General features: G+C 49.9%; 23 protein-coding genes and 1 pseudogene. 15 read left to right on the top strand and 9 right to left on the bottom strand.

Annotated elements, in window-relative coordinates; all coding sequences use genetic code 11:
- The 3 genes from dagF to DMN77_RS05280 are packed head-to-tail and all read left to right on the top strand — an operon-like array spanning position 1 to position 2,490.
- A complete protein-coding gene (gene dagF / locus DMN77_RS05290; RefSeq protein WP_179013850.1) occupies positions 1–756 on the top strand; it encodes a 2-dehydro-3-deoxy-phosphogluconate aldolase in 756 nt (251 codons plus the stop codon).
- A complete protein-coding gene (locus DMN77_RS05285) occupies positions 749–1,765 on the top strand; it encodes a sugar kinase (protein WP_179013849.1) in 1,017 nt (338 codons plus the stop codon). Before dagF ends, DMN77_RS05285 begins: the two co-directional genes overlap by 8 nt.
- An 11-nt stretch (positions 1,766–1,776) precedes the next feature.
- Positions 1,777–2,490 (top strand): GntR family transcriptional regulator, encoded by a 714-nt coding sequence (locus tag DMN77_RS05280; RefSeq protein WP_179013847.1) that lies wholly within the window; start codon positions 1,777–1,779, stop codon positions 2,488–2,490.
- A 1,288-nt stretch (positions 2,491–3,778) separates the two neighbouring features.
- On the opposite strand, the gene DMN77_RS05275 is transcribed toward DMN77_RS05280, so the two are convergent.
- From DMN77_RS05275 to DMN77_RS23770, 4 genes and pseudogenes are all read right to left on the bottom strand, one after another.
- A complete protein-coding gene (locus DMN77_RS05275; protein WP_179013845.1) occupies positions 3,779–3,958 on the bottom strand; it encodes a hypothetical protein in 180 nt (59 codons plus the stop codon).
- A 26-nt stretch (positions 3,959–3,984) separates the two neighbouring features.
- Positions 3,985–4,836, bottom strand: a complete 852-nt coding sequence (locus DMN77_RS05270) for an AraC family transcriptional regulator (RefSeq protein ID WP_068782548.1) — start codon at positions 4,834–4,836, stop codon at positions 3,985–3,987.
- Positions 4,837–4,972: 136 nt separating this feature from the next.
- Positions 4,973–5,755, bottom strand: a pseudogene (locus DMN77_RS05265) (VanW family protein).
- A gap of 219 nt (positions 5,756–5,974) precedes the next feature.
- Positions 5,975–6,070 (bottom strand): putative holin-like toxin, encoded by a 96-nt coding sequence (locus tag DMN77_RS23770; protein ID WP_372775412.1) that lies wholly within the window; start codon positions 6,068–6,070, stop codon positions 5,975–5,977.
- Between the two features lie 357 nt (positions 6,071–6,427).
- Here DMN77_RS23770 and DMN77_RS05260 point away from each other — a divergent pair, with 357 nt between their 5' ends.
- Genes DMN77_RS05260 through DMN77_RS05235 form a run of 6 tightly spaced genes read left to right on the top strand, consistent with a single transcriptional unit; the run spans position 6,428 to position 12,705 of the window.
- Positions 6,428–8,218 carry an L-fucose isomerase gene (locus DMN77_RS05260; RefSeq protein WP_068782222.1) on the top strand — a complete coding sequence of 597 codons (1,791 nt, stop codon included), beginning with the start codon at positions 6,428–6,430 and terminating at the stop codon, positions 8,216–8,218.
- Positions 8,219–8,268: 50 nt separating this feature from the next.
- Positions 8,269–8,928 carry a class II aldolase/adducin family protein gene (locus DMN77_RS05255; RefSeq protein ID WP_068782221.1) on the top strand — a complete coding sequence of 220 codons (660 nt, stop codon included), beginning with the start codon at positions 8,269–8,271 and terminating at the stop codon, positions 8,926–8,928.
- A 16-nt stretch (positions 8,929–8,944) separates the two neighbouring features.
- Complete coding sequence (locus DMN77_RS05250; protein ID WP_179013844.1) at positions 8,945–10,450, top strand: rhamnulokinase; 1,506 nt, start codon at positions 8,945–8,947, stop codon at positions 10,448–10,450.
- Positions 10,444–10,881 carry an L-fucose mutarotase gene (gene fucU / locus DMN77_RS05245; RefSeq protein WP_068782219.1) on the top strand — a complete coding sequence of 146 codons (438 nt, stop codon included), beginning with the start codon at positions 10,444–10,446 and terminating at the stop codon, positions 10,879–10,881. The genes DMN77_RS05250 and fucU overlap by 7 nt, the downstream gene beginning before the upstream one ends.
- Before the next feature lie 53 nt (positions 10,882–10,934).
- Entirely contained in the window at positions 10,935–11,672 is a 738-nt protein-coding gene (locus DMN77_RS05240) for an SDR family NAD(P)-dependent oxidoreductase (protein WP_179013842.1), read from the top strand.
- A gap of 55 nt (positions 11,673–11,727) precedes the next feature.
- Positions 11,728–12,705 (top strand): aldo/keto reductase, encoded by a 978-nt coding sequence (locus DMN77_RS05235; protein WP_179013841.1) that lies wholly within the window; start codon positions 11,728–11,730, stop codon positions 12,703–12,705.
- 458 nt (positions 12,706–13,163) lie between these two features.
- Here DMN77_RS05235 and DMN77_RS05230 read toward each other — a convergent pair whose 3' ends face one another.
- The 4 genes from DMN77_RS05230 to DMN77_RS05215 form a co-directional block, all read right to left on the bottom strand.
- On the bottom strand, positions 13,164–14,162 hold the full coding sequence (locus DMN77_RS05230) for a LacI family DNA-binding transcriptional regulator (protein ID WP_068782216.1): 999 nt from the start codon (positions 14,160–14,162) through the stop codon (positions 13,164–13,166).
- A gap of 38 nt (positions 14,163–14,200) precedes the next feature.
- The gene (locus DMN77_RS05225) at positions 14,201–15,592 is read right to left on the bottom strand and encodes an ABC transporter substrate-binding protein (RefSeq protein WP_256872246.1); all 1,392 of its coding nucleotides are present in this window, start codon (positions 15,590–15,592) and stop codon (positions 14,201–14,203) included.
- Positions 15,593–15,662: 70 nt separating this feature from the next.
- Positions 15,663–16,547 carry a carbohydrate ABC transporter permease gene (locus DMN77_RS05220; protein WP_068782215.1) on the bottom strand — a complete coding sequence of 295 codons (885 nt, stop codon included), beginning with the start codon at positions 16,545–16,547 and terminating at the stop codon, positions 15,663–15,665.
- Positions 16,544–17,437: a carbohydrate ABC transporter permease gene (locus tag DMN77_RS05215; protein WP_372775409.1), complete on the bottom strand. Its 894-nt coding sequence runs from the start codon at positions 17,435–17,437 to the stop codon at positions 16,544–16,546. Before DMN77_RS05215 ends, DMN77_RS05220 begins: the two co-directional genes overlap by 4 nt.
- Positions 17,438–17,793: 356 nt before the next feature.
- Between DMN77_RS05215 and DMN77_RS05210 the strand changes: the two genes are divergently transcribed.
- Both DMN77_RS05210 and DMN77_RS05205 read left to right on the top strand, forming a co-directional pair.
- Positions 17,794–19,092: a GntP family permease gene (locus DMN77_RS05210; protein ID WP_179013839.1), complete on the top strand. Its 1,299-nt coding sequence runs from the start codon at positions 17,794–17,796 to the stop codon at positions 19,090–19,092.
- Between the two features lie 68 nt (positions 19,093–19,160).
- Positions 19,161–20,306: a glycerate kinase family protein gene (locus DMN77_RS05205; RefSeq protein WP_179013838.1), complete on the top strand. Its 1,146-nt coding sequence runs from the start codon at positions 19,161–19,163 to the stop codon at positions 20,304–20,306.
- Positions 20,307–20,431: 125 nt separating this feature from the next.
- Here the strand turns inward: DMN77_RS05205 and DMN77_RS05200 are convergent, their stop codons facing one another.
- On the bottom strand, positions 20,432–21,460 hold the full coding sequence (locus DMN77_RS05200; protein ID WP_256872244.1) for a CdaR family transcriptional regulator: 1,029 nt from the start codon (positions 21,458–21,460) through the stop codon (positions 20,432–20,434).
- Between the two features lie 1,116 nt (positions 21,461–22,576).
- Here DMN77_RS05200 and DMN77_RS05195 point away from each other — a divergent pair.
- From DMN77_RS05195 to DMN77_RS05180, 4 genes are read left to right on the top strand one after another with little or no spacing between them, the layout of a single operon-like run.
- Positions 22,577–23,245 (top strand): response regulator transcription factor, encoded by a 669-nt coding sequence (locus DMN77_RS05195; protein WP_179013835.1) that lies wholly within the window; start codon positions 22,577–22,579, stop codon positions 23,243–23,245.
- A 3-nt stretch (positions 23,246–23,248) separates the two neighbouring features.
- Entirely contained in the window at positions 23,249–24,700 is a 1,452-nt protein-coding gene (locus DMN77_RS05190; RefSeq protein WP_179013833.1) for a sensor histidine kinase, read from the top strand.
- Between the two features lie 32 nt (positions 24,701–24,732).
- Entirely contained in the window at positions 24,733–25,521 is a 789-nt protein-coding gene (locus DMN77_RS05185) for a DUF3919 family protein (RefSeq protein ID WP_179013832.1), read from the top strand.
- A 23-nt stretch (positions 25,522–25,544) separates the two neighbouring features.
- Positions 25,545–26,582: an ABC transporter substrate-binding protein gene (locus tag DMN77_RS05180; protein WP_179013830.1), complete on the top strand. Its 1,038-nt coding sequence runs from the start codon at positions 25,545–25,547 to the stop codon at positions 26,580–26,582.
- The last annotated feature ends 14 nt before the right edge of the window (positions 26,583–26,596 follow it).

Raw genomic sequence — 26,596 nt, 5'->3', positions numbered from 1 at the left:
ATGGCTCTAATTGATAAACGTTTCTATAGAGGGCGAGTGGCCCTGAACGTACTGGCAAAGGATATTGCAAATGCGAAGGAAATTTTTGCGGCTGCGGAAGGTTATGTGCTCGTCGGCGTTCTCTCCAAGAACTATTCCTCAGTTGAAGACGCCGTTGAAGCGATGAAACAATACGGCAGTGAGATTGAAGAAGCGGTATCAATCGGTCTGGGAGCCGGGGATAACCGTCAGGCAGCTGTCGTAGCGAAAATAGCGAAGTTTTACCCCGGCAGCCATATCAACCAGGTGTTTCCGGCAGTGGGTGCAACGCGCGCCAATCTTGGAGATAAGGACAGCTGGATCAACAGCCTCGTCTCCCCTTGCGGACAGCCAGGCTTCGTTAATATATCCACGGGACCGATCAGTGCGGCCGCAACTGACCAGGCGATTGTACCAGTGAAAGCGGCGATCGCTTTAGTCAGGGACATGGGGGGGAACGCGCTGAAATACTTCCCGATGCAAGGCCTAAGTCGTGAGGAAGAGTATCGTGCTGTGGCTGCGGCCTGTGCTGAAGAGGGTTTCGCACTGGAGCCAACAGGCGGCATTGATATGGACAACTTTGAGCCGATTTTGTCGATTGCTTTGGAAGCCGGAGTTAAGCAGGTCATCCCGCATGTGTACTCATCGATTATCGATAAAGACACAGGTAACACCAATATCGGGCAAGTTCGCGAGTTGACCGCGATTATGAAGAGGCTGGCGGATCAATATGCCTAAGCGGATCGCTGCCTTTGGCGAAGTGATGATGCGGCTTCAAGTGCCGGGATATGATTTGCTGTCGCAGGGAAATACACTCAACTATTCTTTTTCCGGGACCGGAGTCAATGTGGTATCCGCGTTGGCCCGCTACGGGCATCAGGGGAAGCTGATTACAAGACTGCCGGAGAATGCGCTTGGAGACGCAGCCGCGGCGTACTTGCGCAAGCTGTGGATTGATACTTCCCTCGTTCAACGTCATGGAAAATACATGGGCCTCTACTTCCTTGAAAATGGATTCGGCGTCAGGCCAAGCCGGGTGACGTATACGAATCGGCTGGAGAGCAGCTTCAATACAGCACCACAGGATGCTTATGATTATGAGGCATTGGCTGCGGAGCTGGATGCGCTGCATTTTTGCGGCATCGCTCTTGCGATGAATGACGGTGTGCGGCAGCATATGAAAGCTCTGGCTAGAGCGGTCAAGCAGCGCGGCGGGACAGTGATTTTTGACTGCAATTACAGGCCTTCCCTGTGGGGAGATAACGGGTACGTTCAGGCCAAGCCGCATTACGAGGAAATGCTCAAGCTGTCGGACATCGTGATGATGAACGAGCAGGACGCCCTCTATACGCTTGGGATGAGTACAGCTCAGGAACGACGTGAAGATCAGCTTGAGGAGCTGCTGCCGCAGGTGTCGGAGCGTTATCAAATCTCTGTGATTGCCGGAACTCATCGATCCATTCATAGCAGTAATGAGCATTCCTTGCGGGGATTTCTTTTGCGCGAAGGTCAATTTACTTATTCGGATATGCTGACTTTTTCCGTCTATGATAGAATAGGGGCGGGAGATGCCTATGCCAGTGGAATCATCCATGGCGAGCTGGAGGGCTTCGCGGCGGAGAAGACCGTTAGGTTTGCCGCAGCCGCAGCGATGCTGGCTCATACGGTATCCGGGGATACGCCGATGGCTTCCGAGCCGGAGGTGCTCCGGGCAATGACGGCATCTGCAGGTGACGTAGAAAGGTAGTTGAACGACAAGTGAGCTTATCCCGTAAAGATAAACCACTCTATTTGCAAATTAAAAATATAATCAAGGAACGGATTCTGCACGGTGTGTATCCTTTAGGGGAGAATATCCCCTCTGAACCGCAGCTGGAGCAGGAGTTTGCCGTCAGCAAAATTACGGTCCGCAATGCGATCCAGGAGCTGGCCCAGGAAGGTTATGTCGAGAAGGGCAGCGGGCGGGGAACCAAGGTGATCCGCAACAGGGCCGCGTCCAAGCTGTCCAAGTGGAAGCATTTTACGGAGATTCTGGTAGAGCAGGGACATCGTATCGAGAAAAAATGGCTCCGCGCCGAGATCATCCAAAATACGGCGGATAGCGAGTCCTTTCGTCTGTTCGGTGAGCAGTGCCTATGTCTTGAGCGAATCTATTATTTGAACGGCAGCCCTTATATCCACTATACGCATTACTTAACTTTGGAGGCGGGCCCGATCAGTCTGGAGGATCTCAATGCTCAGTCTTTGTACGAGCTGCTGGAGGAACGAGAGTTGTCTCTGGACAAGCTTCGCGATGAGTTTGGAGTTGCTGTACCGCCGGAGCCGGTGTTGCAAGCCTTGCAGCTTACGGCTGGAACCCCTGCCTTGAAGCGGCTGCGTTACTCGTGTGATTCGATAGAGAGAACCATCGAATACAGCGTAGGCTATTACAATACAGCGCTGCAAAACTATGTAGTGAATTATGAAATGTAACTGGACTTGGCTGCACAAAATAGTGAGCTACCAGGAACAGGCTGTTTCCCGCGGGTAGATCCTGTAGAGAAGCAGCCTGTTTTTATATGCGGGAGAGAGGGGCGAGAGGTGAACGGGAGGTGAATGAGAGATGAGCGATAGGTAAGAGATAGGTGAATAGGTGAGCGATAGGGAAGCGAGAGATGAACGTACGGAATCATTTGTCGCCTCTAGTCTAACGGAAATATAAGCCCTTATTAGCAGGGAAATCGGGCTTTTGAATTTCTAACGGAAATGAGAGCCTCTATTTGGCCGCAAATGCTCCGTTTTCGTCGCAAAAGGCTAAAATAAGGGATCGGAGTTCCGTTATTTCTGGAAAAGCCTTATTTTCTGCTAAATAACGAACCTCATTTCCGTTACAAATCTCAGATGGCCTGCCACCAAGTTCCCGTTTCGTTTGCCCGTAGCTCCCAGCGTGTGGTGTCTGTCGCATGGCAGTTGGTTAAGCGCATTGCTCTCTCACTTTCTAATTAGTTACTCGTTTGATCTGTTAGAGAGAACCATCGAATACAGCGTAGGCTATTACAATACAGCGCTGCAAAACTATGTAGTGAATTATGAAATGTAACTGGACTTGGCTGCACAAAATAGTGAGCTACTAGGAACAGGCTGTTTCCCACGGGTAGATCCTGTAGAGAATCAGCCTGTTTTTATGCGCGAGAGGTGAACGGGAGGTGAATGAGAGATGAGCGATAGGTAAGCGAGAGATGAATAGGTGATCGATAGGTGAATAGGCGAGCGATAGGGAAGCGAGATGAACGTACGGAATCATTTGTCGCCTCTAGCTCTAACGGAAATATAAGCCCTTATTAGCAGGAAAATCGGGCTTTTGAATTTCTAACGGAAATGAGAGCCTCTATTTGGCCGCAAATGCTCCGTTTTCGTCGCAAAAAGCTAAAATAAGGGATCGGAGTTCCGTTATTTTTGGAAAAGCATTATTTTCTGCTAAATAACGAACCTCATTTCCGTTACAAATCTCAGATGGCCTGCCACCGAGTTCCCGTTTCGTTTACCCATAGCTCCCAGCGTGTGGTGTCTGTCGCATGGCAGTTGGTTAAGCGCATTGCTCTCTCACTCTCTAATTAATTATTATAGCCTTATACTGTTTTAAGCAGCTAATTTAGCGGTAATCTTTCAGCTTACCTACTTTGTCGATCTATGCTAACAACAACAGTAGCTTTGAAGCTAATTTATTCTCTAGCCTGCGCACATCAACTTTCCCACCAATTACTATTCAATAGTCCGTCCGCTACTCATCGCATCCCGCATCAGTCACTGCCCATAGTCCGCTATTCATCGCATCCCGCAACAGTTGCTGCCCAATAATGTGCCCTCCATCGCATTTCGCATCTTTTGCACTGTGGGTAACTCCTAACATGCGATGCCCTGATCTGCCTGACAGCAGTCGGTCGACCACAAGTCCAAGCACCGGTCCATACCTCTTCGCTTCACACCTTACCTTCCTCGTTCCTCTTCCCGAAATGCCGATGGCGTTTGGCCGGTGACCTTCTTGAACAGCATCGAGAAATACTTGTCATTACTGTAGCCAACCCGGGCGGCGATTTCGTGAACCGGCGTATCACTGTCCACCAACAGTCGCCTGGCCTCCTCAATCCTGCGGTTAATCAGGTAATTGACGGGGGAGTCGCCGAGATCTTTTTTGAAGCGGTGGGACAGGTAGTGCTGACTGACATAAAGCGTGTCGGCGATATCCTTGAGCGTAATGCTTTGAGTATAGTTTTTATCAATAAATTCCTTGGTCCGCAGGGAAATTTCATTCTTGCCCTTCAGCTTCTGGAACTGATGCTTCACATCGACAATGCGATAGATCAACGTAATCAGCGACATCAACAGGTTATTGCTGAGCGTCTCATAGCCCAGAACCTGCGAGTCGCATTCCTGCAGCATTTCCGACAGATAGCTCTCCACCCGATAAGCGTACTTCTCACAGGAAATGACCGGATCTACGTAAGGGGGGAGCAGCATCCCGTAAGGAACTCCCTCAATATGCAGATTATCCAGACCGCAATAAAATACCTTGAATGGCACCTCGCTCGAAGAACGCTCCTCATGGGGGACGCCGGGGTTATAGATGGCTACATCCCCTTGCTGTAGCACATAGTTTTTTCCACCGATCGAGAACTCTCCGGTCCCTTCCACAATATAGATGATCTCGCAAAAATCATGAATCTGCGGTGGCGCGTAGAAGAAGCTCTCATCCTCAACCTTGCCGGCGAAGAGCAGCTCCGGGACTCTTTTGAAGCGGAAGGTATCGCTTTTTTGGTGGGGAATTTCGATTTTAGGCACAACGGCTCCCTCCCGATAACAATCTAACTTCATTATGCCATAATTCCGGAGCATCTGAAAAAGGGTTAACCCAACCCGCACCCATCTGCCTGGATCATCCACTATGACACACATTCTGCTCATCAATTAAGCATTCTTAAGCATTCCCCTGCTTCAAAAAAGGCGGATACATCATCAATGCATAATTCTCTGTCACATACTGATCGTCCACGAGCTCGCCTTCTACATTAAACACCCGCCTGAAAATAAGGTTTTGTCTGATATAACCACCCCATGATTGCTGTGTCATGCTATGTTCTTTTTCATAAATTTCATAGTTGAATTTACTTTCCATAGTGGTGTTCCAGCTCCCGACCAGATGGTCATCGGTCAAATAGACATTCAACTGGTAGGGTTGATCGGTCGGATTGTAAATTTGCAGGTCGAGATAATTGTAAGCGCAGGTAGCGCCGCTGCCAAAGGGCTGATTTCAATTTGAATCGGGGAATACGTCGTAGCTGTGGCGATGTCTCTCTGTAACCTCCAGCGGAGTATGCAAGGTAATCCAGTAAATCAGGTTGGAGAGCTGACATAACCCGCCGCCGATCCCCGACCGGAAGCTGCCGTAGAACAAGACCATTCCCTCTACGTAACCCTTTCTGCGTGAAGGACGGCCAATCAATTTCCAATAAGAAAATGTCTCGCCAGGCTGGATGACGATACCGTTTACTTTTTGCAGGGCCAGCTTCAGGTTGATAACTTTATTCGTCTGCATCCACATATCTACGTTTTTGAGCTGCCGGATTAGCGGTGTCTGATGCCTGTTCACTTCTATGGGGAGTATAGACGGTTCTTGCTTTGCAGCAAATTTGCTTCGTTCTAAATACCATTTCAAATATCTTCTCCAGCGAAAATAAAATGCTCCAAGGACTAAACGCATCCTAGACCTGGGAATCGGTTTCTTCAATGCAGCTCCCCCCTTATACTGGGTTAAATTGAATGGCTCTTATCGTTCACTTCTTTTTCCAATTATGTTATCATAACTATTAAAGAAGCCGAGTGCTGAGAACACCCGGCTAACCATTGGCTCGGAGGGGATATCCCTTCTGATGCTTATAGGGTAAAACCCACCTTTGGCGCTAACCTTGGGGTGGGTTTTTTACTTTTTCTTGAAATTGCTTCCAATATACGATAAAAGAGCAACGATAAATGTTGCGAATAATATCATAATTGTTATCGCAGCTTCTATTTTCATGGAATCACCTCCTGTCCAGTTCCCCAAATACTCTACCTCGAATCGGAGAAAATGTTCAGAAGGGATACCATGCCCACCCAAGATTCAATTGTCCACTCTATTATACCAATTTTATTCTGATATAAAAGAACATATGTTTGCGTTTTTGTAGAATGCCGGAGGCGGATCGAAAATGCCTAACGGTTTGCGTATTAACGGCATGGCATCATGGTCTTTCACTCCACCCATGTTGTACACTTCCATCCCCAGGTACACTATATTGACCACCTCCTCCAGTCAAAAGACAGCATAGTGGGTTATCGCCCCCTCAGCCTCCTACTAGAATGAAGACATAACCAAGTTAGAGGAGGATGTTGTATGACTGCAAGCGATTACAGATGGAAAGACGGTTTTCCGAAGATCGGGATTCGTCCAACGATAGACGGAAGAAGAAGAGGGGTACGGGAATCGCTTGAAGAGCAGACGATGAACCTGGCGAAGGCGGTCGCCAAGCTGTTAACGTCTGAGCTTAGATACCCGAATGGCGATCCGGTTGAATGCGTGATTGCCGATACCTGTATCGGCGGTGTAGCCGAAGCGGCTGCGGCGGCGAAGAAATTCAAGCAATCCGAGGTTGGTCTGACGATCACAGTTACACCTTGCTGGTGCTATGGTACGGAGACGATGGATACGGATGCCAGCATGCCGAAGGCGGTATGGGGCTTCAACGGTACGGGACGTCCCGGAGCGGTTTACTTGGCGGCCGTATTGTCCGCCCATGCGCAAAAAGGAATTCCGGCGTTCGGCATTTACGGTGAAGATGTCCAGGATGAGGGCGATGATCATATTCCTGATGACGTGCAGGAGAAGCTGCTTCGCTTTGCCCGCAGCGGTCTTGCTGTGGCACTGATGCGCGACAAAGCGTATTTATCGATGGGCTCCGTCTCAATGGGGATTGCCGGTTCGATTGTGAACGACAGCTTCTTCCAGGAGTATCTTGGCATGCGCAATGAATATATCGATATGAGTGAATTTACGAGAAGGATCGACGAGGAAATCTATGATCCTGAGGAATATAAATTAGCGCTGGCCTGGGTGAAGGAGAACTGCACCGAGGGCCCTGACAATAATCCGGAGCTTTTGCAAACTTCACGCGAGCGCAAGGATCAGGAGTGGGAGACGGTTGTAAAAATGACGCTGATCGCCCGCGATCTAATGATCGGCAATCCGCGCCTGACTGAGCTTGGCTTCGGCGAGGAAGCGAACGGCCATCATGCCATTGCATCCGGCTTCCAGGGCCAGCGGCAATGGACAGACCACTTCCCGAACGGTGACTTTATGGAGACGATGCTTAACTCCTCCTTTGACTGGAACGGACGAAGAGCGCCATTTACCGTCGCTACGGAAAATGACAGCCTGAACGGAGTTGGCATGCTGTTTGGCAACCTGCTTACAAATACCGCGCAGATTTTCGCTGATGTAAGAACGTACTGGAGCCCTGCTTCCGTAGAGCGCGTTGCCGGTTACAAGCTGGAAGGTCAGGCTGCTAATGGTATCCTTCATCTGATCAACTCAGGATCAGCGGCCTTGGACGGTACTGGCGAGCAGAAGCTTGACGGCGAGCCAGCCTTGAAGCCATTTTGGGAGATTACCGGGGAAGAGGTGCAAGCCACGTTAGGGGCTGCTCAGTGGCGCCCGGCTTCGGTAGAGTATTTCCGCGGCGGCGGCTTCTCGACGGACTATCTGACCCGCGGCGGGATGCCGATGACGATGACTCGCCTCAATCTTGTAAAGGGCCTTGGCCCGGTACTGCAAATTGCTGAAGGTTATTCGGTTGATCTGCCGCAGGAAGTGCATGATACGCTCGACAAACGGACCGATCCAACCTGGCCAACCACCTGGTTCGCGCCGATCTTAACAGGAAACGGTGCCTTCGCCAGCGTCTATGACGTGATGGATCATTGGGGAGCGAACCATGGTGCAATCAGCTATGGGCATATCGGTGCGGATCTGATCACGCTTGCTTCCATGCTGCGCATCCCGGTAAGCATGCACAATGTAGCGAAGGAGAGGATATTCCGTCCGCGGGCATGGGGCCTGTTTGGTACGGAGCAGAGCGAGGGCGCTGATTTCCGCGCTTGCAAGAATTTCGGACCGCTGTATAAATGACTTCGAACAGAGCTTGAGCGGTTTTGTCTAGGAAAGGGGAAAGAACTACCATGCAAAACATAGATATTCGCAACGAACTGTGCAAATACGCGCAAAAAATTGTTAACCAGGGCCTCGTCGTAGGTCCCGGTGGCAATATCAGTGCCCGCGCTGGAGACAAAATGTATTTGTCGCCAAGCGGTTTTGCTCTGGAGGAGATCCGGGCGGAAGAGTGGGTTGAAGTCGATATTCCCAGTGGGGAAATCAGCGACAGCGGCTATCGTCCATCCTCTGAGGTGCTGATGCATCTGTATGGCTATCGTCAAAATCCGGACATTAAAGCAATGGTGCATACGCATCCGTCTCACTGCATTGCTTTTACATTGATCGCAGAGGAACTGCCGATTATGTTCCCGGATCAAGCGGCATTGGTCGGGCGTACCGCCTTCATTCCTTACGTCATTCCAACGACGGACTTGCTAGCGGATGCGGTGGCTGCCAAGGTAAACGAGGCCAGCTCGATTTTATTGGGCAATCATGGACTTGTGACTACAGGCCGGAATCTGCGCGAAGCTTTCTACCGTACGCAGGTCGTTGAAGAGAGCGCCAAAATATATTTGGCCGCCAAGGCTGCGGGGACGCCTTCCGTGCTTACGGAGGAAGAGGTAGATGCTATCGCGGCGCTGGAGAGCGAGGATTACCGGATTCAGCTGCTGCAAAAAATGAAATAAACAGGCGGTGCGACGAATGACTCACACACCAACCGTTCTGGCGTTTGATCTTGGAGCTGGCAGCGGTCGAGCTTTAATTGGAGAAATAGAGGCAGCCGGTTCTGGCAGCGCCAAACGATTGAAAATTACCGAGATTCATCGATTCTCCAATACGCCCGTTCGTATCGGTGAACATCTGCATTGGAACACGCCCGGGTTGCTGCAAGAGATCAAGACAGGCATTCGCCAAGCGTTCCAGCTTGGCTATAAGCCGGAGAGCTGCGCGATTGATACCTGGGGGGTGGATTTTGGATTGCTTGATGCGAGCGGGGAACTGCTTGGCATTCCGTATCATTATCGCGACCGCCAGACCGAGGGACTGGTCGAAGAGCTGTCTGCGAAGCTGGGGGCTGAGCGGCTGTTCGCTGAGAGCGGGCTGCAATTTATGCCGTTTAATACGCTGTATCAGCTCTATGCGATGAAGAAGGCGAACTCTCCGAAGCTGGAGATGGCGAAGACGCTGCTGTTGACGCCTGATCTGCTGAACTATTTTCTAACGGGGCGCAAAGCCTGTGAATTTACGATGGCAACGACGACGCAGCTCTATGATCCGGCGAAGCGGGCTTGGAATAAGCCGCTGATGCGGGAGCTGGGACTGCCCGAGGCCCTGTTCATAGATCCGGTACAACCGGGGACGGAAATCGGGCAGCTTACGGAGGAAATCCGTGCTGAGTTGGGCGTACCAAAGCTCAAGGTAATTGCCGCAGCCTCGCATGATACGGAGTCGGCGGCCGCCGCGGTGCCCGCAGCATCGCCGGTCTTTGCTTATCTTGTCAGCGGAACCTGGTCCTTGCTGGGAACGCAGATGCAAGCACCGCTGCTTCATCCCGATGTATTGAAGCTGGAATTTTCCAATGAGGGAGGAGCGGGGGGCACCTATCATCTTTTGAAAAATATTATGGGCCTATGGATTCTACAGGAGTGCAGGCGCATTTGGGAACAGCAGGGAGAGCTGTTTGATTATCCGCAGCTCGTTGCCTTGGCCGAGACGGCAAAACCATTCGGTTGCTTAATTGATCCCGATGATCTGCGATTTATGAATCCGGATTCTATGCCAGAGGAAATCGCGGCCTATTGCCGCGAGAGTGGTCAGCCTGAGCCGCGGACGGTCGGCGAGACAGTGCGCTGTATTCTGGAGAGCCTGGCGCTCAAGTACCGTATGGTGCTGGAGCAGGCCGAACGCCTGACCGGAACGGTGTTTGACGGGTTGCATATGGTCGGCGGCGGTATCCAGAATGAGCTGCTGTGCCGCTTCACGGCGGGAGCGATAGGTCGGCCGGTCTGGACCGGGCCGGTTGAGGCCAGCGCAATCGGGAATATGCTCGTGCAGCTGCAAGCCGGCGGTTATCTGGCTGACATGCAGGAAGGTGTGGAGCTGGTTAAAGCTTCATTTGCTATAAGCACGTATGTCCCGGAGCAGCAAAGCGAATGGCAAACGGCTTATACACGGTATCAGCAGCTGATAGAGGTTATGCCATGTTAAAAGGAATTTCCAGCTTGATTTCGCCTGATCTAATCAAAGTGTTGATGGAAATGGGTCACTCGGATGAGATCGTATTCGCTGACGCGAACTTCCCGGCGGCCAGCCACGCCCAGCGGCTTGTACGCTGTGATGGACATGGCGTACCCGAGCTGCTGGAGGCGATTCTGCCGCTTTTTCCGCTCGATACCTATGTGGATCGCCCTGCAGTCCTCATGGCTGTAACTCCTGGCGATCCGGTGGAAACCCCGGTCTGGGATCGCTACAAGAGTATCGTTGCGCAATATGATACGAGATCAGAGGTTTTTGACGAGGTAGAGCGATTTGCTTTCTATGAGCGGGCCAAGCGGGCTTATGCGGTCGTATCTACCGGGGAGCTGGCGCTTTATGCCAATATTATTCTTAAAAAGGGCATAGTGTCCGGGCCGTATTAACCCTATAATGGAAAGAGAACCAACTATTTTCTTTCCAAAGGAGCTTCTATCTCATGATGTTTACCGCTTGGGTGACGGGTGCCGATCATGGCGTCGGGTTTGAACTGGTTCGCGGATTGCTGCATAAAGGGTATCGCGTGATTGCTGGAAGATATGATAAACGGGGGAAGTCGCTTTCCGAGCTGGTTACAGCTTATGGAGAGCGGCTTATTCTCGTCGATCTGGATGTAGGCAGCGATGAGAGCGTGAAGGCTGCGGTCCAGGCTGTGCAGGAACAAGCTTGTGAGACGGTGGATCTGCTGATCAACAATGCGGCGATTCTCGGCGATATTCAGTCCGGTGTAAGCGATGAGCTCGATTTTTCGGACATGCTTCAAGTGTACAATGTCAATGCGCTTGGGGCGCTGCGGATGACGAACGCGCTGCATGAGATGATTAGGAACAGCGCGCAGAAGCTGATCATTAATATCTCCTCTGAGGCAGGAAGCATCGGGCAGTGCAGCCGGGATCGCTGGTTCGCCTATGGCATGTCCAAGGCCGCTCTGAATATGCAGTCCAAGCAAGTGTTCAACAGCCTGAAATCAGATGGCGTCCGCATGCTCGTCGTTCATCCCGGATGGGTGCAGACCTATATGCACGGAGGGCTTGATGCGGAAGCGGCTCTGACGCCGGCCCAGTCGGCGGATGGAATTCTGCAGCTGATTCGCGAACGGCTCTTAAACCCGTCATCTGCTGTAGCTGAGCAGAGGTTGGAGTTCGTTGATGTGGAAGGGAATAGCTGGCCTTGGTAGAGGATAGTGTTAAATGATGGCCAGATTTTACTATTTTATAAAGGAGTTGTGTTCAATGAAGTATACTGCGTTAGGACGTTCCGGCTTAAAGGTAAGCAAGTTATGTCTGGGTACGATGAATTTCGGTGTAACGACGGATGAGAAGGAATCTTTTCGTATCATGGATGCAGCGCTGGGTGCGGGGATCAACTTTTTTGATACCGCTAATATTTATGGTTGGGGCGAGAACTCTGGACGAACTGAAGAGATTATCGGAAAATGGTTCGCACAGGGTGGCAACCGCCGCGAGAAGGTCGTACTGGCGACAAAGGTATATGGGAACATGAGCGATCCGCTCGACGGACCTAACGGGGAAGTTGGCTTGTCCGCATACAAAATCCGCCGTCATCTGGAAGGTTCGCTGCGCCGTCTGCAGACCGATCATATTGAGCTTTATCAAATGCATCACGTAGACCGGAACGTATCCTGGGACGAGCTGTGGGAAGCATTTCATATACATCAATTGCAGGGCAAGATCGGCTATATCGGTTCTAGCAACTTTGCAGGCCGCGACTTGGTTAAGGCGCAATATGAAGCGAAGAATCATCATATGCTTGGCCTTGTGTCCGAGCAGCATAAATACAATCTGCTTTGCCGCTTGCCGGAGCTGGAGGTGCTTCCGGCAGCCGAAGAGCTTGGCATTGGCGTTGTTGCCTGGAGCCCGCTGGAGGGTGGACTGCTTGGCGGGAATGCCTCGAAGAAGGTTCCGGGTTCAAGAACGGAGAAGAACACGCGCTATGAGCAACATGCGAACCAGCTCGACGAATTTGCGGTACTCTGCCGCGAGCTTGGCGAGAGCGAAGCCAATGTGGCGCTGGCCTGGACGCTGGCCCATCCGGCCCTGACTGCCCCGATTATCGGCCCGCGGACCCTGGAGCAATTGGAGGGCGCGCTTCGCGTCTGCGATATCGAGCTTGATGAAGCTGTGCTGAAGCGTCTCGATGAGATCTTCCCAGGACCTGGCGGCGCTGCGCCACAGGCTTATGCTTGGTAAACACACTGCGTAAAAACGTAAAGCTGCCTCACGGGCAGACAGCAAACTGTCAAACAGCCAAATAGCCAAACTGTCGTAATACCCCTTGGGGGAGGCTGCCGCAAGCTACTAAGAGCGATGCTGCTGGACGTAAAACGGCGAACAGGGAATCGAACAGAATTCCGGTTCGGTTGCCTGGCAATGAATGCTCCGTTACGCAAGAGCAAAAGTTGTTACGGATTACTCCATGTGCATCATCCATCTTGACAACCAAAAAGAAACTGCAAATCTGCTGTTCTTTGGTTCCGATCTGACATTAAATGATCAAATGCCTGCAAAAATGAGTTATTTCTAGTTCATCACGAGAATTCTCCGGCTTCGCTTAAAATCCTATATATTGCAGTCATATAACTTTATATGCTGTTAAAAAGCAAGAAAACCTGCATTTCTGCAGGTTTTCTTTTTGTTATTCCTCATATTCACTTGTGGTTTGCGGCAACGGTCGATTCGCGGACGATCAGCTCAGGGTCGATGTGCATGCTGGCGGCGCGCTTCGTTTTGCCGGATATGCGGCCCAGCAGCATGTCGGCCGCGGCCAGTGCGATCCGGTCCGCCGGCTGGCGGACGGTCGTTAGATGCGGGCGCAGCTTGGAAGCGATATAATGATCGTCATATCCGACGATCGAGACTCGCCCGGGCACGGAGAGCCCGCTCTCCTGCAAGGCGTTGATAACGCCGAGAGCGATATGGTCGTCGCCAGCGAAGATGGCGGAGGGCAAACGGTCCTCAGCGAGCCAGCGTTTACAGGTATCATAGCCGGAAGCAATCTCGAATTCGCCGTGCACCACTTCGAATGGGGCAAGCCCGTTGTCTTGAAGGGCCCGGAGGAATCCGCTGCGGCGTTCCCGTGTACTGCGGAACATTTCCTGCCCGCAAATATGGGCGATGGAAGTATGGCCAAGCTCCAGCAAGTGGTTCGTAGCCGCGTAGCCTCCTTTATAGTTGTCGATCGTCACCGAATAAGCGTCGTTCTCCGGAAGTTGGTTATCGATTAGCACATAAGGGATGCCACGGCGCTTCAATTCCAGGATATATTTGCTCTCTTCCATCGGAGAGAGGAGAATCAGGCCGTCGACCCGATCCTCCTGGAACAAATAATGGCTGTCATCCGACTCCATGCCGGTAGACACGGAGACGGCGAGGAAATACCCCTGCATGGCCAGAATCTCGTTAAGCTCCTTGACGACAGCGTCAAAGAAGGAATCTTGCAGCGTCGTCACGATCAGGCCGATAATTCCCGTCTTCCCACGGGCCAGACTGCGCGCGGCGGCACTAGGCTGATAATCGAGTTCCTTGATCGCTTCCAGCACTTTTTGGCGATTTTTCTCCCGTACGGTTTCTGCTCCGTTTAATACACGCGATACAGTTACTACGGACAGGCCGGATTTTTTGGCAACATCAAAAATGCTTACCTTCATCTGCATTCTCCTTGCGTGCATTATTCCATCACAATGGCTTATCTTTTAATAATATCCGTCACTTTCTTTTGAATCACCGGCATAACCTCTTCTATAGTTTTATGCCCGGTCTCAATCGGCTGCATTTCGTTGATGAACATATCATTGATTTGCGAGTAGTTCGTAATCAGGTGGTTGAACGATTCAAAGCCGTATTTTACAGCGCCCTCGTACACATTTTTGATATCCTGCGGATCAATTCCTTCAAAATGCTTATAATAGGCCTCAGCTGCTTCTGTGTTCACCGGCGGATTGCCGCCGCTCAGATCAATCGATTCCTCTTGAATGTCGGCGCGAATCAGATACTTGATCCATTCAAACGCTTCCTTCGGATGCTTGGAATCCTTCAATATGAATAGCGGATCAACGTACAAAGTACTGCGGACCTTATCATTTCCGCCCCAAGGCACGGCAGCTACACCGATATGGAATGGAAAATCATTGGCCCCAGCCAGGTTCCATGACCCACCGACAGACATGCCGATTTTTCCGGCAACGAAGGGATCGCCATTTTGTCCGGCTACGCTCTTGCTCCATTCGGAGGTCGGGGATACCTTATCCTTGAAGATGAGGTCGAACAATTTGTGATAGGCGGCCATAACTTTTGAAGTATCAAAATAAGTTTCTGAAGGGACTCCGCCATTGGTCCATGTATCTGCGGAATAAGGATCGGCCCCGAAATAGAGCGGACGATTGTCGCGTTCGGACCAGAAGAAGTCTAATCCGTATTGCGTCTTGGCGATATCATCGGAGATGACCGTCATCGGGCGCGCGTACTCGACCATTTTCTCAAAGGTCCAGTCCTTGTCTTCATAATCACTGGTTGGATAAGGCAGCTGGGCCTCATCGAACATATCCTTGTTGTATAGCATGAGTGTAACATACATGTTCAGCGGAATGCCGTACACATGGTCATTGATTGTATAAATCTTTATTAAATTGTCGGGAATGTTGTTTGCTTCGGCGCTGAATCCGTCTTCCTTGATCAGATCCGTCAAATCAAGCAGCATTCCTTTGTTATAGTATTCTGCGAATCCGCCGTATCCGTAATGGCTTGTCACGTCCGGAGATTTGCCTGCGGCGATCAGTGTTTGCAGCTTGCTGTCAAACTGCTCATAAGGCGCTTTATCTACTTTCACTTTAATATTCGGATGTTCCTTCTCAAAGTCAGGCACTAATTTTTCGACAAAGGTGCGGTCCTCGGAATCGATAGTGTAATAAGTGATCGTTACCTGCTCATCTTTGCCGCCGCCAGATTTGGACGAATTGTTGTCCGTTCCCGGCGTCACTTCGGCAGCCGATTTGCCGCCGGAGCAGCCTGACAGAGCCATAACGGCAGCCACAATCAGAGTTAACAGGAAAACGGAGCTAAGTCGCAGCTTATTCATCATTATAAACGAACCCTCCAATTAAAGTAATATGATTAACCTTGCCTAGTAAGCAGACAACGTGTACGGGGGATTATTTAATGCCCGTAAGCACAATCCCTTCCACAAATTGTTTTTGGGCGACAGCGAACAGGGTAACGATCGGCACCATCGCCAGCACGGAAGCAACCATAAGCAGATGCCACGGCGGGATGCGGAACCTGGAAGAGGTTAATGAAGCCATCCCTACTGGCAGCGTGAAGCGTTCCGTTGAACTCAGATACAACACCGGCGCTAGCAGATCGTTCCAGCTGTAAATGAAGGCGAAGATCGCTACGGTTGCCAGGGCAGGGCCGGACAGCGGCAGGGCAATTTTGTACCACATCCGCAGTTCGCCACAGCCATCGATCCTACCGGCGTCGAATAAGTCTTCAGGCAGGGTCGAGAAAAATTGCCGCAGCAGAAAGATGTTATAGGCCGAGCCGAAAAAGGATGGAACAATTAACGGCAGAAAAGTATCGATCCAGTTCAGCTTGGAGAAGAAAATAAATTGCGGAATCATGATCGCCGGATACGGCAGCATCATCGTTGCCAGCAGCAGCATGAACCACAGCTGATTGCCTTTCCCTCTGTAACGGGAGAATCCGTACGCTGCCAAAGCTGATGAGATTAGCGTTCCGAACACAGTGACGACGCCAATAATCAGACTGTTCTTATACAGCGTGCCGAATTGCAGCGTGTCGAAGATTTCGCTGTAATTGCTCCATTGCCAGCTCTCCGGTAGAAAGGTCGGAGGGAACTTGAGCATTTCCCGCTTTGATTTTAGCGAGGTGGAGACCATAAAGAACAGGGGAAGCAGCATGATAAAGGTCGTGATGATCAACGTGATAAAACTGATGATTTGCGTTGTGCTTGCTTTACGCTTGGAGTCTGAGCCCGAAAAAACGGTACGGCGTTTGGGTATCGGTACAGTGTTCATTTGCGTCCTCCTCCCTCATAGTGAACATAGCGGTCGGATGCTTTCATAATGAGCGCGGTACAGATCATGACAACGATCAGCAGTACCCAGGCTAGAGCCGAGGAGTAGCCAGCTCGATATTCCTTGAAAGCGCTTGTATATAAGTTGTAGACATAGAACCAGGTGGAGTAATTCGGTCCCCCTTGAGTCATAACATAGGCCTGTGTGAATACTTGGAAGGAATCAATGATGCTCATGATGAGTTGAAAGAGCAGTACCGGTGAGAGCATAGGAAGTGTGACATGGAGGAAGGTTTTAAAACGGCCGGCTCCGTCAAGTTTTGCAGCTTCGATCAGACTGGCAGGAACGCCCTGCAATCCGGCGAGGAACAGTATCATTCCAGTACCTGCAGTCCATAAGGTCATAATAATCAAGGCATACAGCGCAGTATCGGGGTTCATCAGCCAGGCAGGGCCATGGATTCCGAACCAGGAGAGTATGTAGTTAAATAATCCGATCTGCGGGTTGAAGATCCAATACCATAACAGAGACATCGCTACCCCTGAGACCATGCTCGGAAAATACATAGCGGTTCGGAAAAAGCCGCGGAAAGGAATCGTCTGATTCAGCAGCAGGGCAAATCCGAGCGCCAGCAGCAATTGAACAGGTACGCCTATAAAGGTATATTTCAGCGTAACGACTACGGATTTCCAGAACAACTCGTTATGGAACATCTCGATGTAGTTGGCCAGCCCGATAAACCGGGGTGGATGAATAATGTCATAATCCGTAAAGCTGTAATAAAGCGATGCTAAAATAGGGTAAAGCGCAAACACGAGGAAGCCGATCAGCCAGGGAGCGATGAATAGATACATATAGAAGGTTTGTCGCCGGCTTTCTTTAAAGGTCACAGCAGCACCAGCCTTTCACTTGTTTAAAGTTTAAGCGCTTTAACTTTTGTGGAGAGAAATATTGAAATAGTTCAGATATTTCGGGATGATTCTACAAAATAAATTAAAGCGCTATAACTTTAAGGAGTTTTAATAACATCATCATAGTGGATTGTTCCTAAATTGGCAATAGTAATATGAGAACTGATTAGATTAAAATTTAATCTTTTCATTAAAGATATAGATGGGGTCGATAATATTGTTCATTTGCACAATGAATTTCGTCTTTTAATCAATATAATTTTTGCGGATAAAGACCTATAATGAAAGCGTATCCAAGATAAGAGATAGAAAATACAACTTAGGAGGAACAGCAGATGGATGGATTTACGATCAGTTGGATTGGAGCACTGGTAGGTCTCGCAATCGCAATCGTATTGATCTTGAAAAAGCTTAATCCTGTATACGCTTTATTTCTGGGGGCGATCGTCGGGGCTTTGATCGGTGGAGCCAATCTGGAACAGACGATCAACGTGCTTGTTAGTGGAACACAAAGCGTGATGGGTACGGTCATTCGTGTGTTGGCAGCCGGTGTGTTGGCTGGTGTCATGATGGAATCCGGGGCGGCAGAGACGATCGCCCAGGCAATCGTTAAGAAATTTGGCGGCGGGAAGGCGATATTGGCACTCGCGCTTGCTACTATGATTATTACGGCGGTTGGGGTATTTATTCCGGTTGCAGTATTGATCGTAGCGCCTATCGCACTGTCAGTCGGCAATAAGATGGGCATCTCCAAGCTTGCCTTGTTGCTTGCGCTTTCAGGCGGCGGGAAGGCAGGAAATATTATCTCTCCGAACCCCAATACGATTGCCGCTGCACGCGGGTTTGGATTAGACTTAAGTGATGTTATGATCGCGGGTTTTGTTCCGGCTTTGTTTGGACTTGTTGTCACCGTTATCGTGGCTTCACTTTTGAAACGCAAAGGAGTAATGGTCAGTGACGCAGAGGCGGTTCAGGACACCGAGATTGATACTTCGAAGTATCCGCCGCTGAAGAAGGCCATAGTTGCACCGCTTGTAGCTGTTATATTGCTGATGATTAACCCGATCGGTTCGATTGCCGGAATCGATGCGCTGTCCAGCTTTAAGGTAGACGCGATGTACATTTTGCCGATTGCCGGGGTAGTTGGCATGCTGGCGATGGGACAAGGCAAGCATATTCTGAAATATACGGCATCCGGATTGAACAAGATGACAGCAACAGTGCTGATCCTGATCGGTGCCGGCGGGATCGCCGGGCTTATCTCCGCTTCGGATCTGTCTACTCAGGTTGTGTCCTTGATTGAAGCCTCAGGGATCTCGGGAACGTTCCTGGCTCCAATCTCGGGTATTCTTATGGCTGCTGCAACCGCCTCGACTTCTACTGGGGTTATACTTGCTACAGGTTCGTTCGGTCAAGCGATTCTCGATATGGGAACAGCCCCGATGGCGGCTGCCGTTATGGTGCATACCGGGGCGACCGTAATCGACTCCTTGCCGCAAGGGAACTACTTCCACGTTACCGCAAGCAGTATGAATATGAGCATTAAACAGCGGATGGGGCTAATTCCTTATGAAGCGATTGTCGGCGGGACGATGACTATTGTAGCAACTTTAATGTACGGATTCTTGCTTTAAATGCAGATTGAATAAGGATGGCTTTTTAGCGCAATAAAGCTTTTTAATATGTTGGGTGGGGTGAGAGAATGATGGAGAAAACATTTGTACTAGCGCCGGATTCATTTAAAGAGAGTATGACGGCCAAGGAAGTTTGCATCGCAATGGAGCAGGGGCTGCGGAAGGTGTATCCGCAGGCGAAATATATTCATGTTCCGATGGCGGACGGTGGGGAAGGTACGGTGCAATCGCTGGTTGATGCCAGCGGCGGGCAGTTGTATGAGAAGGAAGTTACCGGTCCGTTGGGTCAGCCAGTTATAGCCCGTTTCGGGATACTCGGCGATGGGGGAACTGCCGCAATTGAGATGGCTTCGGCCAGTGGGATTCATCTGGTGACCAAGGAGACCAAGAACCCTCTTATCACAACGACTTATGGCACGGGAGAACTTATTGCGGAATGTCTCGACCGGGGCGTACAGCGAATTATTATCGGGATCGGCGGGAGCGCCACGAATGATGGTGGCGCAGGGATGGCCGAAGCGTTGGGTGTGAAATTCCTCGATTCAGAGGGGAAAAGCATACCGCGCGGCGGCGGCGGGCTGAACAAGCTGGCCACGATCGATGTATCCGGGCTGGATCCGCGCCTGCAGGAGGTCAGCCTCATCGTGGCCAGCGATGTCACAAATCCGCTATGCGGCGAGCATGGCGCATCCCAGGTGTTCGGCCCGCAGAAAGGAGCCACGCCGGAGATGGTGCTGCAGCTTGATAACAACCTGGCTCATTATGCCGAGGTGATCCGGCAGCAGCTTGGCCAGGACGTGCGTGACTACCCCGGTGCAGGCGCTGCCGGAGGGCTCGGAGCGGGCTTGCTGACTTTTACCCGTTCCACGATGCAGAAGGGTATTGAAATCGTGATCGAGCATACCGATTTGAAGAATAAGCTGGCTGAGGCCGACTATGTGTTTACTGGCGAAGGCGGTATCGACTTCCAGACGAAGTTTGGCAAGACGCCTTACGGTGTAGCTCAAGCAGCCAAACAGCTCGGCAAGAAAGTCATTGCTGTGGCAGGTTATATCGGCGAAGGCATCGATACCCTCTATGATGAAGGGATCGACGCGGTATTTGGCATCGTGCCGGGGGCTGCTGATTTGGAGAAGGTGCTGGCGGAAGGTGCGCAGAATGTGGAGCGGACCTGCGAGAATATCGGCAGATTGATCGCATTGAACTCTAAATAAGGCAAACTGTAAACCATAATAAGAACCTTCATTTCCGTATAGGTTGGATTTGAAGGTTCTTTTGTAATCGGTGAAAGGAGTAAACGCCCTTTCCGTATTAGGCGGCACCCTAGCCCTAGCCGCATTTAACTATACAGGGCAAGCAGGCTCTGGGTTAATTCGAACAGCTCAAGAATATTTCTCGGGTCTTTTCCCGTAATCGTCTTGATCCGCTTGAGCCGGTACTGCAATGTATTGCGGTGAATATTCAGCTGCTCGGAAGTGTTGGAGATGCTGCCATCCTGGTTAATGAAGACGCGCAGCGTCTCTAACAGGTCGGCCGTATCTTCAAGCTTGCTGACGATATTTCCATTCTCATGCATGCAGGTGTTGCTTAGCTTGACGAGAAATTTTACTTCATCATAATGAACGACTTTCTTCGGGAGATCCAGCGCCTGCCTTACGTTCATAGCGCTCTTAGCTTGAGCATAGCTGGCAGCGATGCTCGCTTCATGACGACCCGCAGCCATCAGAATATTCGGCTGTCCGGCAGTCATTCGCTCAATAAAGCTGTTCACAGAGCTTTTGTCTTGAATCAGCAGCAGACGGGTGTCTTCATCGATCATGAAAGAAGGAACAAGCAGCAATAGCTTGGAGTATTCTTCATCCAATTTGCAATTTTGAACGAGCAATGCTGTCGTTTTTAGCAGTAAATCGATTTTGTATTGTGCAGCTTCTTTTTGCAGCCTTTGGGAATAGGCTCCGACATGGCTGAGCAGACTTTCCAGGAAAGCTTTTTTGCGATTCGCTTCATCCTCCAGACTTTTCAGGGCAATTCCTTGCTCGATCAGCAGGGAGACCGTCGTCTTCACGATCCGGCAGAAAGGGCTGACTTCCTCGGGATTTCCGCTGATTCCGATTACGCCAACGCGTTTATGATCGATGACGATCGGCTCGTTGGTCCCTTGTTTTTCATAGTGTCCGTCCTTCCAGATTTTCACCATTTTCCCGCTTGTCAGCGCCTGAACGGCCCCCTGGTGAACCGTACCGACCCTTGAAGGATTCCCGCTTCCGATAATGATCCCTTCATGATTCATGATATTGATATTGTAAGGAATGTCCTTCATCATTTTATCGACGATTTCCTGAGCTTGCTCCCTGGAAAGCTGAAACAACTTGAACTCCTCCTCTAGGATGGAATAATCAAAATGGAATCCTGAAATTGGAAATTTATATTGTGCAATTGAACGAAGCCTTTTGGTCAGATCATAGCATAATTTGCCTTCATCGGACATGCATATATATCACAAGTATTTAGCGAAGATGCTATAAATAAACGGGAAGGATTATTAAGCTGGGGAGAGTGTTAATTTATGGATATTAATGCATAGCAGGCAAACTGCCGTTATGATAAAGGTAGAAGTTCATGTTCAAAAGTGAGGCTCTCAGCACCGACGCTGATGCTTTCCATTTGCTTTTTTCAATACGCTTACGTGGGCTGAAGCTTGGGGGGCCCGGGAGCAGAACTGCACGTATGTTCCCAGAAAACGACCTCGACCTCGGTAGCATAGGAGGCTTGTAGGCGATAGGTGAGCACCTGAGATGCTCCGTCTGAAACATGATTTCGTAATCATTCGCTAAGGCGGGGCTGAATTCAGGATTCGATGCCGAATAAGGCTCTCAGTGTTACTTCGTGTCAGAGATAGGATTTATATTCCATCAGCTAGGCTGATGAAATGCTATTCGCAACAAAAATCTGTTGTTGAATCGCGGTTGCTCATCCTTGAATAGCCTTGTTGTGTTGAGGGTTTTATCAAAAGCAGACTTTTTGAACAACCTCTAGAAGAAATAATATGAATATGTTTAAGTATTAGAGGATAGAGAGGTTCATCGAATGGAGATGTCGTCGGTGCTAACGGAACTGTATGCTCTTATTAGCGTGGAAAGACATAGTTTTATTTTCTAACGGAACTGGAAGCGCTTAATTGCCTGAAAAGCGGTTGTTTTCTGGCCGAAAAAGTCAAATAAGGTATGCTATTTCCGTTACATTGAAAAAGAGCTTGATTTCATTCCAATAGCGAACTGTATTTCCGTTACATCGGAAAAGGGATTGATTCTCGTACCGATAGCGTACTGTATTTCCTTGAGGAGCTTGGGATTAGCAGTACGGGACGGTTGATTTTAGTTGGCAAGACACGCTGAGCGATTGAGCGAACAAGGGGACGGTTGCCGCAGTTAACTGGAACAGACCTGCAGGAGAACCACAATAGAGATAAAAATGGGGGATACAAATGAACATCTTAATTATCGAGGATGATCCCAGTATTCAGATGCTGTTGAAATTAAGTCTGAAGGTCGAAGGGTTTCATCCTGTTGTTGCGGGGACGGTCGCCGCTGGTTTGAAGGAGCTTGAGGCTGGAGCCACAGATTTGATCCTGCTCGATTTGATGCTGCCGGATTGCTCAGGCTTCGAGCTGCTTCAGGTGATGCAGCAGAAATATAAGACGGTGCCTGTAATCGTGCTTACCGCCAAAAATGAAATGAATGATAAAATATTAGGCTTCCAGCTTGGAGCGGATGATTATTTGACCAAGCCGTTTGAGACCCGGGAACTCATTGAACGAATCAAGGCTGTTATGCGGCGAATGCAGAAAACGGTTACAACATCTGAGACTATTCAGATCGGGGTCATTGAGATTGATAAAAATGAACGCTCCTGTACGATCGCCGGGCAGCCACTTAAGACGACCAGCAGGGAGTTCGATTTCCTTTGGCTGCTATGCAGCAACCCCAAGAAGGTGTTCACCCGTGAGGAATTGCTGGACCAGGTCTGGGGTTATGAATATTATGGCCAAACACGCTCCGTCGATATGATGGTAAAGCGCCTGCGCGAGAAGCTTAAGCCTCATGAGAATCTGGTAACAACCGTACATGGGACAGGCTATAAACTGGAGGTATAGCAGATGGAGATGGGGCTGCGCAACAAAATGTTCATACAGCATGCGGTTACGATCGTTATGCTGCTTACGGCGATGTACTTCATCGTCACTTATACGCTGAATAAGAGCATGATCGAGAGCGATACCCAGTCATTGAACCAGTATTCTGCACTGCACCGGATCGAAGCTTTGAAAATCGTCAACGATCAGAAGATCGATATCGAGCAGTTGTTTTCAGGCAAGTACGCTCCCTTTATCGCTTCTCATTTGGGCTCCAGCATTAATTTTCAGGTTCAGCTTTTCGCGCCGGATGAGACCATCGTGGGCAGCAGCAGCGATAAAGAGAATTTGCTGAAGCGAGATGATATCAAGTCTGCATTAGCTGGCGATACGGCAACGGTGATTGCCGAGGGGGAAGGGACCAGGTATTTAATTTATTCCGTCCCTTTTTGGTATGAGGGGAAAATTGTGGGCGGGTTCCGTTATTTGCTGGACCTTCATGAGAATATCGAGACGATGAATCAAATGCGTATCTGGTTTATCGGAGCCGCGCTGGGTTGTCTTGCCCTTTCACTCGTGGCGAGCTATTCCTTTTCCTCTTTTCTGATGCGGCCTCTGCATGCGTTGAAGCAAGCGCTCAAGCTGGTGTCTATCGGTGATTTCAGCCGCAAGATAGAGGTGAATACCCGAGATGAAATCGGCGAATTGGCGCGAGATTTCAACCATATGTCGGACGCACTGCGGCATCATATCGATATGCTCCATTATGAACAGGGCAAACAGAAGGCCTTTTACGATAACATTACTCATGAATTAAAGACGCCACTCACCTCTATTATTGGCTTCTCCGATCTGATGGCCAGAATAGACCGGCTGGAGGATGTTCAGGATTGCAATTTCTACATCCGCAAGGAGAGCACGCGCTTGTTGAATATGGTCGAGGATCTGCTGCAAACTTCACTTAAAGGCGAAGAAGCTTGGCATATTGCACTGGAACAGGCCGAGCTGGGCAATATTATCACGGACACCCTTCGCGTTCTTCAACCGACACTCAAGAAATCGAATATACTCACTTCCGTCAAAATATTGCCATGTACCGTCTACCTCGATCCTAAGCGTACGCAGCAGGTGCTGTTCAACCTGATCGATAACGCCATTAAGCATAGCGACTGCACTCTGCTTCATATTGAACTTCTTCATGATGAACGGTGTGGTACCGTTCGTATTGTGGACAATGGCAAAGGCATATCCGAGCAAGAGAAAATGAAGTTGTTCTTGCCTGCGGAGGAAAAGCAAGGGCGCGAGATCTCCGAGCATTCCCATGGCCTGGGATTGCCTATCTGCAAGCAGTTCATGGAACTTCAGGGCGGGAGCATATCCATGATCAGCGAAGTCGGGCAGGGCACAGAGGTGAAGCTGGAATTTTCAATTTATCCGCCCAATGTAAGCGCTGTTACAAAACTGATACAAAACTAAAATTTTTTTGATATAAGTGGAGGGTAAAGTTAATGCCAGAGGACAAGAAAGGGCTTTCATGGTTTCGCCTCATCCTGCTTCAGGTCATTATCGGATGCTTGCTTATTGGAATCTGTGCCTACTCCTTCCGGATTCCTGTCGATGTGGTCCAAATCGTGCCGCCTCAGCAAGATCAGTTTGAACGAGTCTCAGGCGTTCCGATGCGTGTCGATATCACCTATCCGGGGCTTGGTACAGTTTCTATTGAGGATCCGAAGGAACTGCTGAAATTGAAATCCTCATTCTCCGGGCTTCTATCCGCCGGTAAGCAGCGAGCACAAACCCAAACACCCAGACTGCTGCTGACGGGAAAAATGACTTATTTGGACCAGGAGGATATTCCATTTCAGGTAGAGACAGGTGCGTTCCAATTCGGTAATGAATTGGTCAACTCCCTCGATGTAAGCGCCGGGATACGCAAGCTACAGAGCACGCTAATCGATAAAATCCTGACCACCGCGATGATCGGTTCTGCGGTGCAGAACGGGAAGAACGATGTGTTCACGCTGGATGCCGGCAAGCTTATGCCTCTCTCGCAAGCGGAGAGGAACGATCTTGCCGCGCAGATTACCGCGTCCACGCGTATTATCGATTTCAGTCACTTCACAGATCTGCAGCAGCCACCGGATGCGCATTTTGTGATCCAGCTTAGCGGCGTTGAGCAGACGAAGAGGCACTGGATTCACCTGGATCGGTACAATAGCGCTTACTTCGTGGTGTACGACCTGTTGGATGAGACCAATCAAAGAGCCTATTTCAAGTTAAACGAGACCTCATATTGAACATGAAGGGATGGTTTACCGAAATGGCGAGAAATAAAAGAAACAGCGGCTCAGTCATTATTTTATCGGTCATAGTTATCGTATTGGTAGCGGGGTTCTTTATGTACAAATCCGGAGTGTTTGGCGGGAAAGAAAAACAGAAGATTACTGTCTACTCCATTTTCCAAGAGGAAGAAGCGCGTAAAATACTGGACAAATTCAAGGCGGAGACCGGAATTGATTATGATATTTTGCGTCTGCCTAGCGGCGAGGCAGTATCGCGGATCCAGAATGAAATGTCAAATCCGCAAGCCGACTTCCTGATGGGGGGGCCGGCCGATTCCCATCAGGTTTTGAAGGAAGCCGGTTCACTCGAAGCTTATGTATCGCCAAATGCGTCCGATATTGCTGACAATATGAAGGACAAGGAAGGACATTGGACCGGATTCTACTTGAATCCTGTGGCTATTGGCATTAATGAGAACCGCTGGAAGGAGAAGTACGGCGATGCCCCGTACCCTCAATCCTTCAAGGAGTTGACTGATCCGAAATTCAAAGGTGAAATCGGCATGTCCGACCCGGCGACTTCCGGTACGGCATATACGGCTGTAGCTTCCCTGGCACAAGTGTGGGGCGATGATGAAATGCTAAATTACATGAAGGAGCTTCTGCCTAACTTGAAGGAGAGACCAAAATCCGGGATTGAGCCGATTCAAAAAGCAGCCAAAGGTGAGTACACGATCGGAATTACATTCCTTGGCGACCAATTGAAGATCAAATACCAAGGTAATCCGATTACGAGCATTGTACCTGAAGCGGCTGGTTATGAGGTAGGCGCGTTGTCGATCGTGAAGAACGGCCCGAATACGGAAGCCGCGAAGAAGCTGATGGATTATATGCTTACGAAGGAACCGGGAGAGATTTACACACAGTCCGCTTATGCGGTGTCTGTGAAGGATTCCGTACCGATCCCGGAGGGCGGTATCGACATCAAATCAACGAATTACAACTCCTCCTATGACCTGTTGAAGGCTGCTGCGCAGCGCAAGGAATTGCAGAGCGCGTTGAAAGATTTGAAATAAGAGAGCCACTTAGC

This window comes from Paenibacillus sp. 79R4 (genome assembly GCF_013393165.1).
GTDB lineage: Bacteria > Bacillota > Bacilli > Paenibacillales > Paenibacillaceae > Fontibacillus.
Note: the sequence above shows the minus strand (reverse complement) of the source record. Positions and strands in the feature narration are given on the sequence as shown.

Coding starts and splice junctions, on each gene's coding strand:
- DMN77_RS05225 (WP_256872246.1), bottom strand. CDS start 15,592: ATGATGAATAAGCTGCGACTTAGCTCCGTTTTCCTGTTAACTCTGATT.
- dagF (WP_179013850.1), top strand. CDS start 1: ATGGCTCTAATTGATAAACGTTTCTATAGAGGGCGAGTGGCCCTGAAC.
- DMN77_RS05210 (WP_179013839.1), top strand. CDS start 17,794: ATGGATGGATTTACGATCAGTTGGATTGGAGCACTGGTAGGTCTCGCA.
- DMN77_RS05190 (WP_179013833.1), top strand. CDS start 23,249: ATGGAGATGGGGCTGCGCAACAAAATGTTCATACAGCATGCGGTTACG.
- DMN77_RS05250 (WP_179013844.1), top strand. CDS start 8,945: ATGACTCACACACCAACCGTTCTGGCGTTTGATCTTGGAGCTGGCAGC.
- DMN77_RS05205 (WP_179013838.1), top strand. CDS start 19,161: ATGATGGAGAAAACATTTGTACTAGCGCCGGATTCATTTAAAGAGAGT.
- DMN77_RS05220 (WP_068782215.1), bottom strand. CDS start 16,547: ATGAACACTGTACCGATACCCAAACGCCGTACCGTTTTTTCGGGCTCA.
- DMN77_RS05260 (WP_068782222.1), top strand. CDS start 6,428: ATGACTGCAAGCGATTACAGATGGAAAGACGGTTTTCCGAAGATCGGG.
- DMN77_RS05230 (WP_068782216.1), bottom strand. CDS start 14,162: ATGAAGGTAAGCATTTTTGATGTTGCCAAAAAATCCGGCCTGTCCGTA.
- DMN77_RS05180 (WP_179013830.1), top strand. CDS start 25,545: ATGGCGAGAAATAAAAGAAACAGCGGCTCAGTCATTATTTTATCGGTC.
- fucU (WP_068782219.1), top strand. CDS start 10,444: ATGTTAAAAGGAATTTCCAGCTTGATTTCGCCTGATCTAATCAAAGTG.
- DMN77_RS05195 (WP_179013835.1), top strand. CDS start 22,577: ATGAACATCTTAATTATCGAGGATGATCCCAGTATTCAGATGCTGTTG.
- DMN77_RS05185 (WP_179013832.1), top strand. CDS start 24,733: ATGCCAGAGGACAAGAAAGGGCTTTCATGGTTTCGCCTCATCCTGCTT.
- DMN77_RS23770 (WP_372775412.1), bottom strand. CDS start 6,070: ATGAAAATAGAAGCTGCGATAACAATTATGATATTATTCGCAACATTT.
- DMN77_RS05255 (WP_068782221.1), top strand. CDS start 8,269: ATGCAAAACATAGATATTCGCAACGAACTGTGCAAATACGCGCAAAAA.
- DMN77_RS05240 (WP_179013842.1), top strand. CDS start 10,935: ATGATGTTTACCGCTTGGGTGACGGGTGCCGATCATGGCGTCGGGTTT.
- DMN77_RS05235 (WP_179013841.1), top strand. CDS start 11,728: ATGAAGTATACTGCGTTAGGACGTTCCGGCTTAAAGGTAAGCAAGTTA.
- DMN77_RS05285 (WP_179013849.1), top strand. CDS start 749: ATGCCTAAGCGGATCGCTGCCTTTGGCGAAGTGATGATGCGGCTTCAA.